General features: G+C 47.3%; 17 protein-coding genes and 1 pseudogene. 10 read left to right on the top strand and 8 right to left on the bottom strand.

Annotated elements, in window-relative coordinates; translation table 11 throughout:
* Positions 1-8: 8 nt before the first annotated feature.
* On the top strand, positions 9-1022 hold the full coding sequence (gene tsaD, locus IY568_RS00555) for a tRNA (adenosine(37)-N6)-threonylcarbamoyltransferase complex transferase subunit TsaD (RefSeq protein ID WP_010383001.1): 1014 nt from the start codon (positions 9-11) through the stop codon (positions 1020-1022).
* Between the two features lie 10 nt (positions 1023-1032).
* Here tsaD and plsY read toward each other — a convergent pair whose 3' ends face one another.
* On the bottom strand, positions 1033-1623 hold the full coding sequence (gene plsY, locus IY568_RS00550; RefSeq protein WP_138536234.1) for a glycerol-3-phosphate 1-O-acyltransferase PlsY: 591 nt from the start codon (positions 1621-1623) through the stop codon (positions 1033-1035).
* Positions 1624-1732: 109 nt separating this feature from the next.
* Here plsY and folB point away from each other — a divergent pair, with 109 nt between their 5' ends.
* From folB to IY568_RS00535, 3 genes and pseudogenes are all read left to right on the top strand, one after another.
* Positions 1733-2083 (top strand): dihydroneopterin aldolase, encoded by a 351-nt coding sequence (gene folB / locus IY568_RS00545; RefSeq protein WP_010382997.1) that lies wholly within the window; start codon positions 1733-1735, stop codon positions 2081-2083.
* Between the two features lies 1 nt (position 2084).
* The gene (gene folK / locus IY568_RS00540; protein WP_125558053.1) at positions 2085-2573 is read left to right on the top strand and encodes a 2-amino-4-hydroxy-6-hydroxymethyldihydropteridine diphosphokinase; all 489 of its coding nucleotides are present in this window, start codon (positions 2085-2087) and stop codon (positions 2571-2573) included.
* Positions 2546-3372: pseudogene (locus IY568_RS00535) on the top strand (undecaprenyl-diphosphate phosphatase). Before folK ends, IY568_RS00535 begins: the two are co-directional and overlap by 28 nt.
* Before the next feature lie 36 nt (positions 3373-3408).
* On the opposite strand, the gene IY568_RS00530 reads toward IY568_RS00535, so the two are convergent.
* Together IY568_RS00530 and IY568_RS00525 are read right to left on the bottom strand one after the other, a co-directional pair.
* On the bottom strand, positions 3409-3945 hold the full coding sequence (locus IY568_RS00530) for a GNAT family N-acetyltransferase (protein WP_194866521.1): 537 nt from the start codon (positions 3943-3945) through the stop codon (positions 3409-3411).
* 11 nt (positions 3946-3956) lie between these two features.
* Positions 3957-4310 (bottom strand): hypothetical protein, encoded by a 354-nt coding sequence (locus tag IY568_RS00525; RefSeq protein ID WP_194866520.1) that lies wholly within the window; start codon positions 4308-4310, stop codon positions 3957-3959.
* A gap of 148 nt (positions 4311-4458) precedes the next feature.
* On the opposite strand from IY568_RS00525, the gene IY568_RS00520 reads away from it, so the two are divergent.
* The 5 genes from IY568_RS00520 (at position 4459) to IY568_RS00500 (ending at position 10760) form a co-directional block, all read left to right on the top strand.
* Positions 4459-5127: a tRNA-uridine aminocarboxypropyltransferase gene (locus tag IY568_RS00520; protein WP_323744708.1), complete on the top strand. Its 669-nt coding sequence runs from the start codon at positions 4459-4461 to the stop codon at positions 5125-5127.
* A gap of 720 nt (positions 5128-5847) precedes the next feature.
* Positions 5848-6852 (top strand): Fe(3+) ABC transporter substrate-binding protein, encoded by a 1005-nt coding sequence (locus IY568_RS00515; protein WP_125558043.1) that lies wholly within the window; start codon positions 5848-5850, stop codon positions 6850-6852.
* The gene (locus tag IY568_RS00510; RefSeq protein WP_194866518.1) at positions 6853-8484 is read left to right on the top strand and encodes an ABC transporter permease; all 1632 of its coding nucleotides are present in this window, start codon (positions 6853-6855) and stop codon (positions 8482-8484) included. It begins immediately after the preceding gene.
* Positions 8484-9515, top strand: coding sequence for an ABC transporter ATP-binding protein (locus IY568_RS00505; RefSeq protein WP_125558039.1), 1032 nt, complete (start codon positions 8484-8486; stop codon positions 9513-9515). Before IY568_RS00510 ends, IY568_RS00505 begins: the two co-directional genes overlap by 1 nt.
* A 330-nt stretch (positions 9516-9845) precedes the next feature.
* Positions 9846-10760 (top strand): Dyp-type peroxidase, encoded by a 915-nt coding sequence (locus IY568_RS00500; RefSeq protein ID WP_125558037.1) that lies wholly within the window; start codon positions 9846-9848, stop codon positions 10758-10760.
* 6 nt (positions 10761-10766) lie between these two features.
* On the opposite strand, the gene argR is transcribed toward IY568_RS00500, so the two are convergent.
* A complete protein-coding gene (gene argR, locus IY568_RS00495) occupies positions 10767-11234 on the bottom strand; it encodes a transcriptional regulator ArgR (RefSeq protein ID WP_125558035.1) in 468 nt (155 codons plus the stop codon).
* Positions 11235-11506: 272 nt separating this feature from the next.
* Between argR and mdh the strand changes: the two genes are divergently transcribed.
* Entirely contained in the window at positions 11507-12439 is a 933-nt protein-coding gene (mdh, locus tag IY568_RS00490) for a malate dehydrogenase (RefSeq protein WP_125558033.1), read from the top strand.
* Positions 12440-12534: 95 nt separating this feature from the next.
* Here the strand turns inward: mdh and serA are convergent, their stop codons facing one another.
* The 4 genes from serA to IY568_RS00470 form a co-directional block, all read right to left on the bottom strand.
* The gene (gene serA, locus IY568_RS00485) at positions 12535-13764 is read right to left on the bottom strand and encodes a phosphoglycerate dehydrogenase (RefSeq protein WP_194866517.1); all 1230 of its coding nucleotides are present in this window, start codon (positions 13762-13764) and stop codon (positions 12535-12537) included.
* Positions 13765-13776: 12 nt separating this feature from the next.
* Positions 13777-14430: a ribose-5-phosphate isomerase RpiA gene (rpiA, locus tag IY568_RS00480; RefSeq protein WP_194866516.1), complete on the bottom strand. Its 654-nt coding sequence runs from the start codon at positions 14428-14430 to the stop codon at positions 13777-13779.
* 133 nt (positions 14431-14563) lie between these two features.
* A complete protein-coding gene (locus IY568_RS00475; protein ID WP_228553054.1) occupies positions 14564-15190 on the bottom strand; it encodes a 5-formyltetrahydrofolate cyclo-ligase in 627 nt (208 codons plus the stop codon).
* Positions 15190-15726 carry a hypothetical protein gene (locus tag IY568_RS00470; RefSeq protein ID WP_194866515.1) on the bottom strand — a complete coding sequence of 179 codons (537 nt, stop codon included), beginning with the start codon at positions 15724-15726 and terminating at the stop codon, positions 15190-15192. The genes IY568_RS00475 and IY568_RS00470 overlap by 1 nt, the downstream gene beginning before the upstream one ends.
* Positions 15727-15917: the final 191 nt, after the last annotated feature.

Raw genomic sequence — 15917 nt, 5'->3', positions numbered from 1 at the left:
AATCAACATTGCGAATTCTAGGTATCGAATCTTCTTGCGATGAGACGGGGATTGCCATCTATGATGATGAGCAGGGACTTTTGGCGCATCAGTTGTACAGTCAGGTAAAAGTTCACGCGGATTATGGTGGCGTAGTACCGGAACTGGCATCGAGAGATCACGTTCGCAAAACCATTCCTTTAATTGAAGCCGCTTTTAAACAGGCCGGCTGTGGCCCTGAGTCGCTCGATGGCATTGCTTACACAGCAGGACCTGGCTTGGTGGGGGCTTTGCTTGTGGGCACTTCCATTGGCCGCTCACTGGCGTTTGGTTGGAATATTCCCGCCGTTGCTGTGCATCACATGGAAGGGCATTTGCTAGCGCCTATGCTGGAAGATGACATGCCAGAGTTTCCATTTGTTGCTTTACTGGTATCTGGTGGCCACACTATGATGGTGAAAGTGGCAGGCATCGGTGAATACGAAGTACTCGGTGAGTCGGTGGATGATGCCGCTGGTGAGGCCTTTGATAAAACGGCGAAACTCTTAGGGTTAGACTATCCGGGTGGTCCCATGCTGGCTAAGTTAGCAACACAGGGCGTGGCTGGCCGGTTTGTGTTCCCAAGGCCTATGACAGACCGCCCTGGCCTGGACTTTAGCTTTAGTGGTCTGAAAACCGCAGCGGCGAATACCATTAAGTCGGCAGGGGATGACGAGCAAACCAAAGCTGATATTGCCCATGCATTTCAGACGGCCGTAGTTGATACATTGGCGATTAAGTGTAAACGCGCCCTGAAAGAAACTGGCATTAATCGCTTAATCATTGCTGGCGGTGTAAGTGCGAATACTGAGCTGCGCACTAAGCTTGAACGTATGATGCAGGGGATGAAAGGCAAAGTGTATTACCCTCGTACTGAGTTTTGTACTGATAATGGTGCGATGATCGCTTATGCAGGCATGCAGCGTCTTAAAGCGGGGCAAACTGCTGAGTTAAGTATGAAAACTCAGCCACGTTGGCCACTGGATAGCTTACCGCCACTGTAATGGTCTGACGTTAGTCGACGTTTTTCTTACCGAGCTTAGGCTCGGTCCCACTCAGGAGCCGACGAATGTTGGCTCTGTGGCGAAATATTATCAGTAAAGTCAAAAAGCACACGGGCAATGTGTACATAGGTTTTATGAGCCAGGTGTATGCCGGCGCGGCTAATACGGTTACAATCGCTGCGAGTGACGAGTAACGTGTTAGTGCCAACACGAGCAGCCAGGTACCGATCAGCATCCCCCCAAGTGATAGTCCGATTGGCAGTAGTGCCCCAAACGCTGTCGCAACCGCTTTACCACCGTTAAAATGGAAAAATACCGGGTAAATATGGCCCAGACAGGCACACACTGCGACAATGCCCAGCCAGATGGGTTCAATGCCCAGAAAATAGGCTCCCCACACTGGGATAGTCCCTTTGAGAATATCAAATACCAGGACCAGAGCGGCAGGAAGTTTACCGCCAAGCCGTAGCACATTGGTTGCGCCAGGGTTATTTGAACCAGAAAAGCGGGGATCGGGCAATGAAAACAGCCTGGAAATCAAAATCGCGGAAGAGATTGAACCAAATAAATAAGCACAAATACATATTAAACTGACTATCACAAGCTTCCTTATTTTTTCTTGCCGTTATTTGGGCTATCATCGTCGCTTTATTTTAAGGCGGCTGAGTACGTGAAAAAGCCGATCCGAATCAGTCATGTCAGGAGTTTACATGGACACGGTCTATATCTCGCAATTACACGTCGAGACCATAATAGGAGTTTACGACTTTGAAAAAGAAAGTAAACAAAGCCTTTTCTTTGATATAGCGATGAAGACTGATATCTCTGCGGCTGCGCGACAGGATGACATTACGTTGGCCGTAGATTATGCCAAAGTCAGTGAGCGGGTGATTGCTCATACTGAGGCGAGTCGGGTTGAACTTCTTGAGACGCTGGTCGAGCAATTGGCAGCCATTATCCTACAAGAGTTTGCTATTGAGGCTATCACTATTCGGGTCAGCAAGCCGGCAGCTGTTCCTCAGGCACAAACTGTTGGTCTGGAAATCACGCGGAACCGATAGTATGGCGCATGTGTTTATCAGTATAGGGTCCAATGTTGATCGCGACCGTCATTTCCGTCAGGGTCTGACAACGCTCATTAAGCATTTTCCGGATTATGTCCATTCGGATGTGTATGAAAGTGAGCCTGTGGGGTTTAACGGTAAGAACTTCTATAACTCTGTGTTTGCGACGCATACCGACATGTCGCTGCCAGACTTATGCATTTTGTTAAAACAAATAGAGCGCGATAACGGCAGAACGCCTCAGGACAAGAAATTCAGCCCCAGAACTCTGGATCTGGATATCCTGTTCTACGACGATGTGATTTGTGATTCTCCTGCTCAGCTACCACGTGATGAGGTCACTAAGAACGCCTTTGTGCTCCGGCCTCTCGCTGAAATAGCCCCAGATTTTATTCATCCCGCGCTGGGCTGTCGCATGGTCGAGATCTGGCAAGCTTATGACAACCAAGCGCAAAAACTATGGAAAGTGGAGTTTTCTTTACCATGAGTATCATCGAAATTATTGTCCTGGCATTGATCCAGGGATTAACCGAATTTCTGCCGATTTCCAGCTCAGCACATTTGATATTGCCGTCTCAGATATTCGGCTGGCAAGATCAGGGGTTGGCATTTGATGTCGCCGTGCACGTTGGCTCATTGGCTGCTGTGCTCATTTATTTTCGCAAAGAAGTTGCCGACATACTGGGCGCCTGGTTTAAATCTTTCGGCAAGCAAGGTTCGACGGATGATAGTCGCCTTGGTTGGTGGATTATCGTGGCAACGATCCCGGGTCTTGTTATTGGGTTTTGGCCAAAGATCTGGTCGAAGACTTTTCCCGAAGCGCCTGGGTTATCGCGGCAACGACGGTCATTTTTGGCTTGTTACTTTGGTATGCTGATGCCACTGCAAAACAGACCAAAACCATTTATCAACTGAACTGGCGCAGCGCCTTGATCATTGGCTTTGCCCAGGTCGTAGCAGCTTTGTTACCGGGCACGTCGCGTTCAGGGATCACCATGACGGCAGGCATGATGTTGGGGCTGAATAAGCAAAGTGCGGCCCGCTTCTCTTTTTTAATGTCTATTCCAATCATTGCTGCAGCGGGTGGGTATTACACATTGAAATTGGCCACGGGAGATGAGTTGATCGACTGGAGCGCCATAATTACTGGAGCTGCGTTGTCCTTTATCGCAGCTTATACGTGTATTCACTTCTTCTTGAAAGTGATAGAACGGATGGGGATGCTGCCATTTGTGATCTATCGCTTACTGTTAGGTTTGTTCCTGGTGATTTTCCTGATGGTTTAATCGGATATAAGGCGGGTATATTTACCCGCTTTATCGTTATACCGATTTTCGATAATACACCACATCCATAGGTCCTTCAGGACCTTCATGAATGCCTTCTCGCAAGAAGGTCATGGATAGTTTTTTCATGATGTTAATTGAACCCAGGTTCCCTTTGAGTGCCTCAGCGCTCAGATAATCCATTTTATCTTGTTCAGCAAGGTGCTTGGCGATGTGTCTGGCAGCTTCGGTTGCATAGCCTTTCCCCCAGGCAATTTGTTTGAAGCGCCAGCCTATTTCGAGATCTCGCTCGTCCATTTCACCGTTAAAGAAATACATGGGCCGGATCAATACCCAGCCCAGAAAAGTTTCATCGTCTATCAAGCTACAATGCCATAGGCCCCAACCCTGCTCTGGATTAGTAAACTTGGCCAAACGTGGCAGATAGAATTGCTCAATTTGTTCACGGGAAGTTGGTTTACCATTGGTTAAGTAGCGCATTACCGCCGGGTCACTGTCCAGGTCGATGAGTAGATCACCATCATCCTGAGTCATGAGGCGGTATTTCAAACGTGCTGAAGAGGAAATGATCATGTTGTTTCTCTTTATTGACACCACATGGTATCGCACATATAAACCTGCGTAACTCTCGGGTACTTGCTGCTTGCATTCTGAGTGAAGCAACCGCTCAGTTCCATGAACAGTTTTTGCTTCGCGAATTTAGCTGCCAGTAAAGAGGAGTAAATATGCTGGCTGCCTTCCTTAGCTAGATCTAAGTGATACCATTTGGCGCTGGTGGGAGAAGATGAGCATTCAGAAAGTTCGTTCATTACAGATAACTTAACACGCACTGTGTTGTGACTAACGGTCATATCTTTAATTGTTGCAACTTGTGTGTAAGCTGTCGCATTTGCGAATAAAGGTAAGCACAAAAGCGCGGGCAAAATTAGTTTTTTCATATTATTTCGATTCCATTTCGAGATTATTGAAGCGCGCAATTATAGTTAAGTCTGTTACTAAAAAATAGACTAAGGCTACGAGCAGTTCTATTGAGACGTGCTTTTTGCTAATATTGGCATTTTTATGCAAAACGGGAGCTGCGTGGGCGTGGAAAACTCGGTACTGGCATTACGAGCCCAACAAATCGCATCCGCACGGCGGGAATTCAAGGCTCGGGGGTCAAAACTACCTCGTTGTGAACGGTGTTTACTGGCTGAATCTCTGTGTATTTGTGCGGGTGTTCAGGTCGCCGAGTGTGATAGCGCAGTGTGCCTGCTTATGTACCATAATGAGAGCTTTAAGCCGTCTAATACAGGCCGACTTATCGCGGATATTGTACCGGATAATCATGCATTTCGCTGGGACCGCACTGATCCTGAGCCAGGCTTGCTGACTTTACTAGAGGATCCGGCTTATCAGCCAGTCGTGGTCTTTCCTGCCGAAAATGTGGAACCGGAACGCGTAGTGCAGAGTGTAACTCGGCAAAGTGGTAAAAAACCGCTCTTTATTTTCCTGGATGGTACCTGGCGTGAAGCGAAAAAGATGTTTCGTAAAAGCCCTTATCTGGATCAATTTCCGGTGTTGTCGGTAACGCCTGAAAGCTTATCGGATTACAAACTGAGAGTGGCTCCGCACGCTCATCAACTCGGCACCGCAGAAGTCGCTTGTGTGGTGTTGGCTGAAAATGGCGAGGCGCAGGCCGCAGAGTACCTGACTCAGCATTTTGTGGATTTTCGAGATGCCTATCTGAAAGGGAAAAAAAGTAAGCTTTCTTGAGTCAATAAAGCACGCGAAGTGACAGTCAGTCAAAATAAGAAGAGCGCGACCCTTGCGGGCCGCGCTTGACGGAATCTTCTAAATAGCATCCTGCTATGTTGATGAGATCAACTCCTTACATGCTCGTCCATGTCTCGCCTTGCGTTGTCATTCTGCGAGATGTACATCCTGTACTGTCCTTTAAGCAATCAGCAGTCCCAGTTGCTGAATTAGTCCATGCTAACCATCCTTTGTGTCGTCATCCTGACTTGTTCCTATCTCCCTGTATTCCAATGCACCATCCACCTGTGCATCAACGTCCTTACTTAATCGGCATTTCCTGTTGTCCGAAGCCTAATCCTAGTTCCTGACACTCCTACCGCACAAACTCCCTGATAAGCAACTCAATCCGTTTCCATGTTGCTTTGTGCTCTCCCCTTGAGATGACTAAAGTATATGGGAGTCTGGGTGAGATGACAGCACGAAAAAACGCTTTGAATTTCGGGTAAAGGCATTGGCTGTAAAAAAACTTGTTATCTAACAAAGACCTTTTTATATTTTGCTGATAAAGTCAGCGGTATCTTCATAGATTGCGACATGCTTAGTGAGAGATCTCTCACAACTAAATGTCCGGATGTCGCTATTTAATAAAATTGCAATATGTTGAACTATCGGCTGTATTTTGTCGGGATCCGGGTTACCATAGCCTGAGAATAGTTATTGTTATTATTTGGAGCTTATATGAAAAGTGCAATCGCAACACTGCTTGCTGCTGTAACCAGTTTATCTGCTGTCGCTGCGGATGAAGTGAACATCTATTCCTATCGTCAGCCTTTCTTGATCCAGCCGATCCTGGATGACTTTACTAAACAGACCGGCATTAAGACCAATGTTGTATTCGCGAAAAAAGGTTTGATTGAGCGGGTTAAACGCGAAGGCAAACACGGTCGCGCCGATCTGGTTCTGACATCAAACTTTAGCGCCATGATCCAGTTAGAGGAAATGGGACTGACCAATGCCATTGAAAGTGACAAAATTGATAAAAATATCCCGGCCAGCTTTCGCGATCCGGATGGTCACTGGGTCGCGCTGACCAAACGCGTACGTAATGTCTATTCTTCTAAAGACAGAGCGGGCAAGTTGACGAGCCTGAGCTACGAAGAGCTGGCTAACCCTAAATACAAAGGTAAGATTTGTACACGTTCGGGCAAACACCCATACAACTTGGGTCTGGTCGCTTCTATGATTGCACACCATGGCGAGGCTGAAACCAAAACCTGGCTGCAAGGGGTTAAAGCAAACCTGGCACGTAAGCCACAAGGTAATGATCGCGCTCAGGTAAAAGCCGTAAAAGAAGGTTTGTGTGATCTGGCGCTGGGCAACAGCTATTACTTCGGCAAAATGCTTGAAGACAATAAGCAAAGAGCCTGGGCAGATGCCGTCTACATTAACTTTCCAAACCAGAGTGATCGGGGTTCACATCTGAATGTTTCGGGTGTCGTGATGACCAAGTACTCGAAAAACAAAGAAAATGCCTTGAAACTGATCGAGTTTATGACCGACAATAAAGCACAGAACATGTACGCCTCGATGAATATGGAATATCCGGTTAAACCGGGCGTCGAATTGTCGAAATTAGTGGCATCCTGGGGCACTTTTAAGGAAGACAGCCTACCTTTGTCCGAGATCAGTAAATACCGTCCGATGGCGCTTAAGCTCATCGATGAGGTAAAATTTGACCTGTAAATGCAATTAAAACAAAGTCTGTCCTCGTGGCAGAGCATGGCGTGGTTGATAGGCATTGCACTGTCAATCCCGCTGGCATTTTTGATTTTCGAGGCGCTGCAAGGCGAATCGGAAGTATTCAGCCATCTATGGCAGAGTGTGTTATGGGACTACACCCGTAACACCCTGGTGCTGATCGCCGGCGTTGTGGTGCTCAGCGCCTTAATAGCCCTGCCTTTGGGGTGGTTAACAGCCTATTGTCGTTTTCCCGGTAAGCGGGTGTTTGAATGGGCGTTGATGTTACCTCTTGCACTGCCTGCTTATATTATCGCATACGTTTATACCGACCTGTTGGATTATGCGGGCCCGGTTCAAATTTGGCTACGGCAGCAATTTGGCTGGCAGGGACCGGATGATTACTGGTTTATCGACCTGCGAACTTTGCCCGGTGCGATTGTAATGATAGCACTGGTGCTCTATCCCTATCTCTATTTGATTTTTAAAACTGCATTGCGAGAACAGTCTTTTAAACTGGTTCAGGCAAGCCAGCTGATGGGCATGAGTCCGGCGCAAAGTTTCTTTAAGGTCAGCCTGCCCTTGTCTCGTGGTGCGATTGTCGCAGCACTTGCGCTGATCAGTATGGAAACTATGGCAGACTTTGCCACAGTCCATTATTTTGCGGTCAGTACCCTGACGACGGCAGTGTATGACACCTGGCTGGGGTATTATTCCCTGACAGCGGCGGCCAAAATTTCGGGTATTATGCTGCTGTTTTTATTTGTTGCCTTGTTACTTGAACGCATGAGCCGTAAAACTCAGGTGGTGCATGAGCGTCAGTCTGGTGTTAACGACAATCACTTATATGACCTGACGGGTTACCAAGGATGGCTGGCCTGGGGGTTTTGCATGCTTATCCTTGGCATCGCGTTTTTTGTTCCGGTCGGAATACTACTCAATTATGCTTTTCATTATTTCGAACAGGCTTGGAATGCTGAGTTCTTTACCTATGCGCTGCAAAGCTTACAGATCAGTTTGTATGTAAGTGTAATTGCCATGTTTATCAGTTTACTGGTGGTGTACTATCAGCGCATTGAGCCGGGTAAGTTCACCAACCTGCCAGGACGTTTTGCCAGTACAGGTTATGCCCTGCCAGGTACTGTATTGGCCATTGCGGTCTTGCTACCGTTGACACTGATGGATACCAAACTCAATGATTGGCTGGATGGCAGTGGTTTTGAGCCAGGACTGTTACTGAGTGGTACCTTGTTCGCGATGATTTTTGCTTATGTGGTGCGCTTCTATGCCATTGCACATGGCGCGGTTGAATCCAGCTTTGTACGGATCAGCCCAAGTATCGACATGGCCAGTTTGTCACTCGGAAAGGGGCGCTTTCAGACCCTGACTCAGGTTCATATGCCCCTGCTCAAGCGAGGCTTGCTGACGGCTGGCTTACTGGTCTTTATCGAATGTATGAAAGAACTGCCTGCGGCGCTGTTATTGCGTCCCTTTAATTTTGAGACCCTGGCTACCCATGTTTATCAGTATGTCAGTGATGAGCAGTTGGAGCTGGCTTCGATTTCAGCGCTGTTTATCGTCCTGGTCGGGCTTATCCCGTTATATTGGGTCAACCGCTCAATGGAGCAACATAACTAATGCCAAGTTTAGAAATTCAATCGTTAAACTATCACTATGACGGCCATCCTGTAATCCAGCAGCTTGATTTAACTGTGGATGAGAATGAAATAGTATGTTTGCTTGGCGCCAGTGGCTGCGGCAAAACCACCACCCTGAAAGCGATTGCAGGCCTGTTGCACCCTCAACAGGGTGAAATCCGAATCAATGGTAAAAGTGTCAGCAGTGAGCGGCACTTTGTCGCTCCTCAGCACCGTAATATAGGCATGATGTTTCAGGACTATGCGTTATTTCCTCACCTGACGGTGGCACAGAATATTGCTTTTGGTTTGAATAAGCTGAGCAAGACAGAACGACAAAATCGCGTGGCGCACATGTTAGAGCTGGTCCACCTTGAAGGCTATGCTGAGCGCTTTCCTCATGAATTATCTGGTGGTCAGCAGCAGCGTGTGGCCATTGCCAGAGCGCTGGCATATCACCCGAACTTGTTATTGTTGGACGAACCCTTTTCGAATATTGATGCACAGGTGCGCTTTCAGCTGATCAAAGATATTCGCGATATTATTAAGGATCAGCAGGTATCCGCTATCTTCGTCAGTCATTCAAAAGATGAAGCGTTTGCCTTTGCCGATCGGCTCGCTATCATGCACCAGGGGCAGATCGCCCAGTTAGGCACACCCAAAGAACTCTTTCAGCATCCGAGCAGTCGCCAGGTTGCTGAGTTTTTGGGACAGGGTGCGTACGTTTCGGCACAGCGTCACAATGGTGCGCAGGTTGAAACCGCGTTTGGTTCGGTAGAGTCTCTGATTGATATTGAGAGCCCGGCACGGGAAGGGCAGATTTACCTTAGGCCCAGTCACATTGAGCTGTTTAATACCGAGCAGGGACAAGTTGATGTGGCACAACACCGCTTTGTTGGCACTGAGTATTTATATGCCATCGAGCTGGAAGGCCAAATGTTGGAGGTTGCTATGCCATCAGATAAACCACTGGATCTAAGTCGGCCGGTAAGTTTGAAAATTAAGCCCCATGCGATAAACTTCTTTTCTTAATGCATAACAATTCGTTACATTAGTTTAAAGCGTTTTGGATTAGTGCGATGAGCTGGGCGGCGGCAGGAAGTGTCTAATAACAAACTGGCACAACCGTACCGCTCAGGTGCAGTATTGTTGGCGCATATAGAAATCAGCACTTATGCACAACCACTGTGAGGGGTTAAATCAGCCGCTGACTGTGTAAAAAATTTCTCATTTAGAGCAGCTAAATGAGAAATTTTTGCCTGGTTATCACCGAGATTTTTCCGTCTCAAGACGAGCTACTTAATTATGCGGATTGATATTATGTCAGATTTTCGCGTGTTGATATAATGATAGGATGGGGTGATGGCGCAAGCACAATCAGGGGTATGTGCCGAGGCAAATCTGCATGGTTTGCACTTATTTTTTAATGTACTGGATGGTCAGGATGAGGCGGTGCGCTCGGCACTCAGTCAGTCTGGCAGACTACAGGACGAACTTAGCGACCGCTTTTCAGAGGCCATGCTCAGCAGCTTTGTGGCTGTTGGGGCGCAATATTGGCCCCATATTTATCCCGAGTTCATTCCCCCTCAGTTGAAAAGTTTTCCCCTGATTAAAAGCAGTGAGCATTTGTGTAACAGTCAGCCTTTTGATTTGCTTTATGTGATCCGCTCAGATCGGGAAGACGTGAATCACCTGTTTGCCCAGAGTGTGCTTCACATGTTGTCCGGGTGTGTTGAACTGGTTGCGCAGGTACGCGCTTTTCGTTTTCTCGATGGTCGAGATTTTAATGGGTTTGTTTATGGTGCCGATATACCTCACGGGCGGTTTAAACGTCAGGTAGCCTTAGTGAATAACTCTGGAGGCCTGGATGATCAGGGCAGTTATATCCATATTTTGCGGACTCAGTTCGATTTGGCCCGCTGGCAGGCGTTACCTTTGTCAGATCAGGAGCAACTGATGGGGCGCACCCGGCTGGACAACGAGTTGATTGATGATGCGCCACCATACAATCATGCTCGATTGAATGAAATAAAAGACAGTGAAGGCAGGCCATTGTTATTGAATCAGAGTATGCCCTATGGGGATGTTTATGAGCAAGGCAGCCTATGGCTCAGCTGCGCTGCAAAAGGCAACGCGTTTGAGCAGCTATTACATAGTCGCTTTGGATTGTCTGGTGATGGGGATTATGATCCGTTACTGGATTATTCACAAGGCGATATGGGGGCCGCATTTTTTGCGCCATCGTTACAGTTCTTGCAACAAATGGCGCAATCATAATCGTTATTAGACGTTGTCAAACAGTGTTTTGACACGCTCCAGCGTCGCGTCGATTTCAGACACTTTGGCGGGTGCGATAAAAATGGTGTCATCGCCAGCGATGGTCCCTAATACACCGTCGGCAGATCCCAAAGAATCCAATAAGCGTGCAATCAGCTGGGCGGCGCCCGGGCTGGTGCGTATGATGATCATCATCTCGTTGTGCACTATGTCAATGACCAGCTGGCGTAACGGGCTTTTTGCCGTTGGTACGCCCATCTCGGCGGGCAAACAATACACCATTTCCTGTTTGGCATTGCGGGTCCGGACGGCACCGAACTTACTTAGCATACGAGAGACTTTACTTTGGCTGATATTGTCAAATCCCTGCTCTTTGAGGGCATCAACAATTTCACCTTGAGAACCAAAATTTTCTTCTTTTAACAGGGCCTTAAAGGCTTTAACGAGGGCTTCTTGTTTTTCCTGCGGCTGCATACTTAATACTTCTTTGTGACTCGACTGTTAGGATTTTACACAAAACCAGTCTGTTACCCAAATTTCAGGACAAGAAGATTCTTCAAGCGGTGTAGATTATCGATATTAGAAACGCAGCGCATGCGTAAACCATTAGTAGCAGAATTTGTCGCGAACTTTACAACTATAGTCGAAAAAAAGACGAAAATTGCGCGTATAAATTTGTTTTTGGCGGCGCTTTTCATTATCTTTACAGCACATTTAATTCCACCTTCAAATTATGGAGAATTCCAATGAAAGTTGCTGTATTAGGTGCCGCTGGCGGTATCGGTCAAGCATTGTCTCTTTTGCTTAAAAACGGTTTGCCTGCTGGTTCTGAGCTTGCGCTATATGACGTAGCGCCAGTAGTACCTGGCGTAGCGGTTGATCTGTCTCACATCCCAACAGCGGTAACAGTCGCTGGTTTTGGTAAAGACGACCTGGATGCAGCGCTGGTTGATGCAGACATCGTATTGATCCCTGCAGGTATGCCACGTAAGCCAGGTATGGATCGTGCTGATCTGTTCAATGTAAACGCGGGCATCATCAAGACTCTGTCTGAAGGCATCGTTAAAAACTGTCCTAAAGCTCTGGTTGGTGTGATCACTAACCCTGTGAATGGCACTGTGCCAATCGTTGCTGAAGTATTCAAAAAAGCGGGTACTTACGATCCAGCTCGCGTTTTCGGTGTAACAACACTGGACGTGATCCGTGCAGAGACTTTCATCGCTGAGCTGAAAGGTCTGAACGTAAACGACGTTAAAGTACCTGTGATCGGTGGTCACTCAGGTACAACTATCCTGCCTCTGCTTTCTCAGGTTGAGGGCGTTGAGTTCTCTGACGAAGAAGTAGCTGCATTGACTAAACGTATCCAGAATGCGGGTACTGAAGTGGTTGAAGCGAAGGCGGGTGGCGGTTCTGCAACTCTGTCTATGGGCGCAGCGGCAGCGCGTTTCTGCTTCTCACTGGTTAAAGGTCTGCAAGGTGAAAACGTGGTTGAGTACGCTTACGTTGAAGGCAACACTGGTGATGCAACTTTCTTCGCACAACCAGTTCGTCTTGGCAAAAACGGCGTAGAAGAGCTGCTACCTTACGGCGAGCTGAGCGCGTTTGAGCAACAAGCAAAAGACGACATGCTTGCGACTCTTGAAAAAGACATCAAAGAAGGTGTTGATTTCATGGCATAATTGCCACATTGCAGTGCAATAAATTGCACCGCAATTGAAACTAAAAAAGCCTGTCTTGTGACAGGCTTTTTTGTGTCTGCGGCATATGCGGTTTATTAGTGCAGGATCCGGGCGCGGATAGTACCTTCTACTGCGCTTAGCTCTTTTAATGCAACTTCAGAGTGGTCGCTGTCAACATCGATGACCACGTAGCCAATGCTGTCATCCGTTTGCAGATACTGCGCGGCAATGTTGATGCCATGTTGTGCAAACGCCTGGTTAATTTGTGTCAGGACGCCTGGGCGGTTCTCGTGCACATGGAGCAGACGACTGCGGTTTGATAGCTCAGGCAGTGACACTTCCGGGAAGTTGACTGCGGTGACGGTGGAGCCATTGTCTGAGTACTTAGTGAGTTTACCCGCGACTTCAATGCCAATGTTTTCCTGTGCTTCCTGCGTAGAACCACCGACATGTGGCGTTAAGATCACATTGTCGAATTGACGCAGTGGGGAGACAAACTCTTCCTCATTAGACTTGGGCTCGACCGGGAATACGTCGATAGCAGCACCAGACAGTTTTCCGGCGCTAAGTGCCTCGGCCAGTGCATCGATGTCTACCACTGTACCGCGAGATGCATTGATCAGAATCGCGCCTTGCTTCATCACTTCCAGCTCGGCCATACCGATTAGGTTTTTAGTTTGTGGCGTTTCTGGGACATGCAGGCTAACTACATCGGCACGTTGAAGCAGCTGGGTTAAGCTCTGGACCTGTTGTGCATTACCCAGGGTCAGTTTGTCTTCAATGTCGTAAAACTCGACTTTCATGCCGATGTTTTCAGCCATGATCCCCAGCTGAGTGCCTATGTGACCATATCCGATGATCCCCAGCGTTTTACCGCGGGCTTCAAAAGAGCCGATGGCCGATTTAAACCATTCACCTCGATGTGCCATGGCGTTGCGTTTTGGAATGCCACGCAACAATAGCAGGATTTCACCCAAAACCAGTTCCGCCACTGAGCGAGTATTAGAAAACGGGGCATTAAAGACGGCAATGCCGCGCTTTTTAGCTGCACTGAGATCGACTTGATTAGTACCAATACAGAAACAGCCAATCGCGACGAGCTTTTCAGCCGCTTCTAACACCCTTTCATTAAGGTGAGTGCGCGAGCGGATCCCCACAAAGTGGACATTTTTGATCCGCTCAATCAGTTCATTTTCAGGCAGCGATGTCTTCACGTACTCGATATTGCTATAACCGTTGCGTTTGAGCGTTTCAACTGCGCTCTGATGTACGCCTTCCAACAATAAAATGCGAATTTTGTCCTTAGACAAGGATACCTTACTCATGACTCATTCCTGTTACTTAATTTGTGGCCCCTCTGAGGTACCAGTGATGACGATGTCGGCACCGCGCTGAGCAAACAGGCCATTGGTAACAACACCGACGATTTGATTAATTTTCTCTTCCAGTTCAGTTGCTTGTGTAATGGACAGCCCATGCACATCCAAAATCACATTGCCGTTATCCGTTACCACACCCTGACGATAGACGGGATCGCCACCGAGCTTAAGTAATTCGCGGGCAACATAGCTGCGTGCCATTGGGATCACTTCAACGGGTAACGGGAATTGTCCCAATACGTCTACATGTTTGGTGTTGTCGACGATACAGATAAACTTGCGGGCAACAGCAGCGACAATCTTTTCGCGTGTCAGAGCTGCGCCACCGCCTTTGATCATCTGATTGTGAGCATTAATTTCATCTGCGCCATCCACATATATATCCAGTTCAGAGACGTCGTTGAGTTCGAACACGTCGATGCCCAGTGCTTTGAGCTTTTCCGTAGAAGCCTCTGAACTTGAAACTGCTCCTTTTATGGTGTCTTTGACACTTCCTAGTGCGTCTATAAAGTGATTGACGGTGGAACCTGTACCTACACCAACGACTGTACCGGCTTCTACATATTGTAATGCCGCCCAGGCAGCTGCTTTTTTCATTTCATCTTGAGTCATAACGCGATCACTGTTTTAGTTGATTATTGGTTCGCAATTATACGCTCAAAGCACAAAAAAAATATGTCATATGCCATCAATGACTGAAATTATGATCAGGTGCTCAAGGCTTGTTTACAGTGACAACGCGTTATTACCCGTTTTGCCACTGATAGCAGTGCTGTGGCGTGATTATGGTTGGTAAAGGCACATCCCAGGCTTCGGTTGGTAGTGCTGAAACTTTCTGACATTCATGAGCCAGACCAATCAATTTAGGCTGTTGCCAGTTCTCACGGTAATAACGCGCCAGCGTACGATCATAATAGCCACCGCCCATACCAAGGCGGTTCCCTGAATCGTCAAATGCCACCAAAGGGAGCAGCAAGTAGTCTAGCTGCGCCAGTGGACAAATTTGGCTACAATTCAATTCTGGCTCTAAGATAGCATAGCGATTCTGCTTCATGGGTGAGTTTTTTTCATACTTCTGAAAGAGCAAAGTAACGCCGCTGAAGGGGTGTATTACAGGCAAATAAAGGTCCACGCCTTTGGACCAAAGTGATTGAATTAAAACGTTAGTTCTTAGTTCGCCATCGTTCTCGAGGTAGACCCCGATGCGGGCGTTTTTAGTGGGTTTTGTATGTTGAAAAAAATTAATAGTTAGTTTTTTACTTGCCTCTATTTGTTGTTGTTCAGTTAGGCTGTTACGCAATTTCCTAATGCTTTTCCTGATATCTTTCCTTGATGATGCAATTTTTTCATTTTCAAGTGAGGCTGCTTTCATTACATAGGTACCAATTCAGGGAAAGCCAGACTGAGCCCCAACACAATCAGTAACAACACTAATAATGACAGGAGAATATACAGCAGCTTCTTAGAGCGTTTGGGGGGCTCATTGTCGAGTTCCAGTTCACTAAATAAAGCTTCATCTTCCCACTCATCCTCTTCATGCTGTTCATCCTGAACTTGCTTGCCATCGATGCGTTGCTCCAGTTCATCGAGCTTTTCTTCGATACGGATGAGACTGCTGGTGATGTAATCCAGAGCATCAAATACACGTTCATTAGCTGCATTTTGAATGTTTTCTGCGGGGGCTGAGGCCTGTGATTGCAGTTTACTCTGGATCCCGTATACGGCGAGTAATTTGGCCTGCTTTAGGCACTTTTGCTTATCACCTGGGCCAAATAAAGGTTTACCGGCAGTGAAGTCGACGACTTTCTGCGTCGGTACTTTTAACTTGGCAGCGAGTTGCTCTGTGGCTGCCTGGCTGTCAGTGTCGGGCTTAAAGCCGGAAAACACGACGCGAAAATGTTCGCTCATGAGGTTTCCTCAAAATTGTTACTTCGGGTCCATTATATACTCCGCGCCCCTGTGAATTGTCGTTAACTTATTGCTGGGTAAGCGGAATAAAAAAGATGGACATCGTCAATTGTTGTTTTGAGTATACCTAACTTTTAAGCATAGTGTGTGAAGTAATCACAATGGTCATTACGAGACAAGAAACGCACTGC

Source organism: Pseudoalteromonas sp. PPB1 (assembly GCF_015356275.1).
In the GTDB taxonomy this organism is placed as follows: Bacteria; Pseudomonadota; Gammaproteobacteria; order Enterobacterales; family Alteromonadaceae; genus Pseudoalteromonas; species Pseudoalteromonas rubra_D.
Note: the sequence above shows the minus strand (reverse complement) of the source record. Positions and strands in the feature narration are given on the sequence as shown.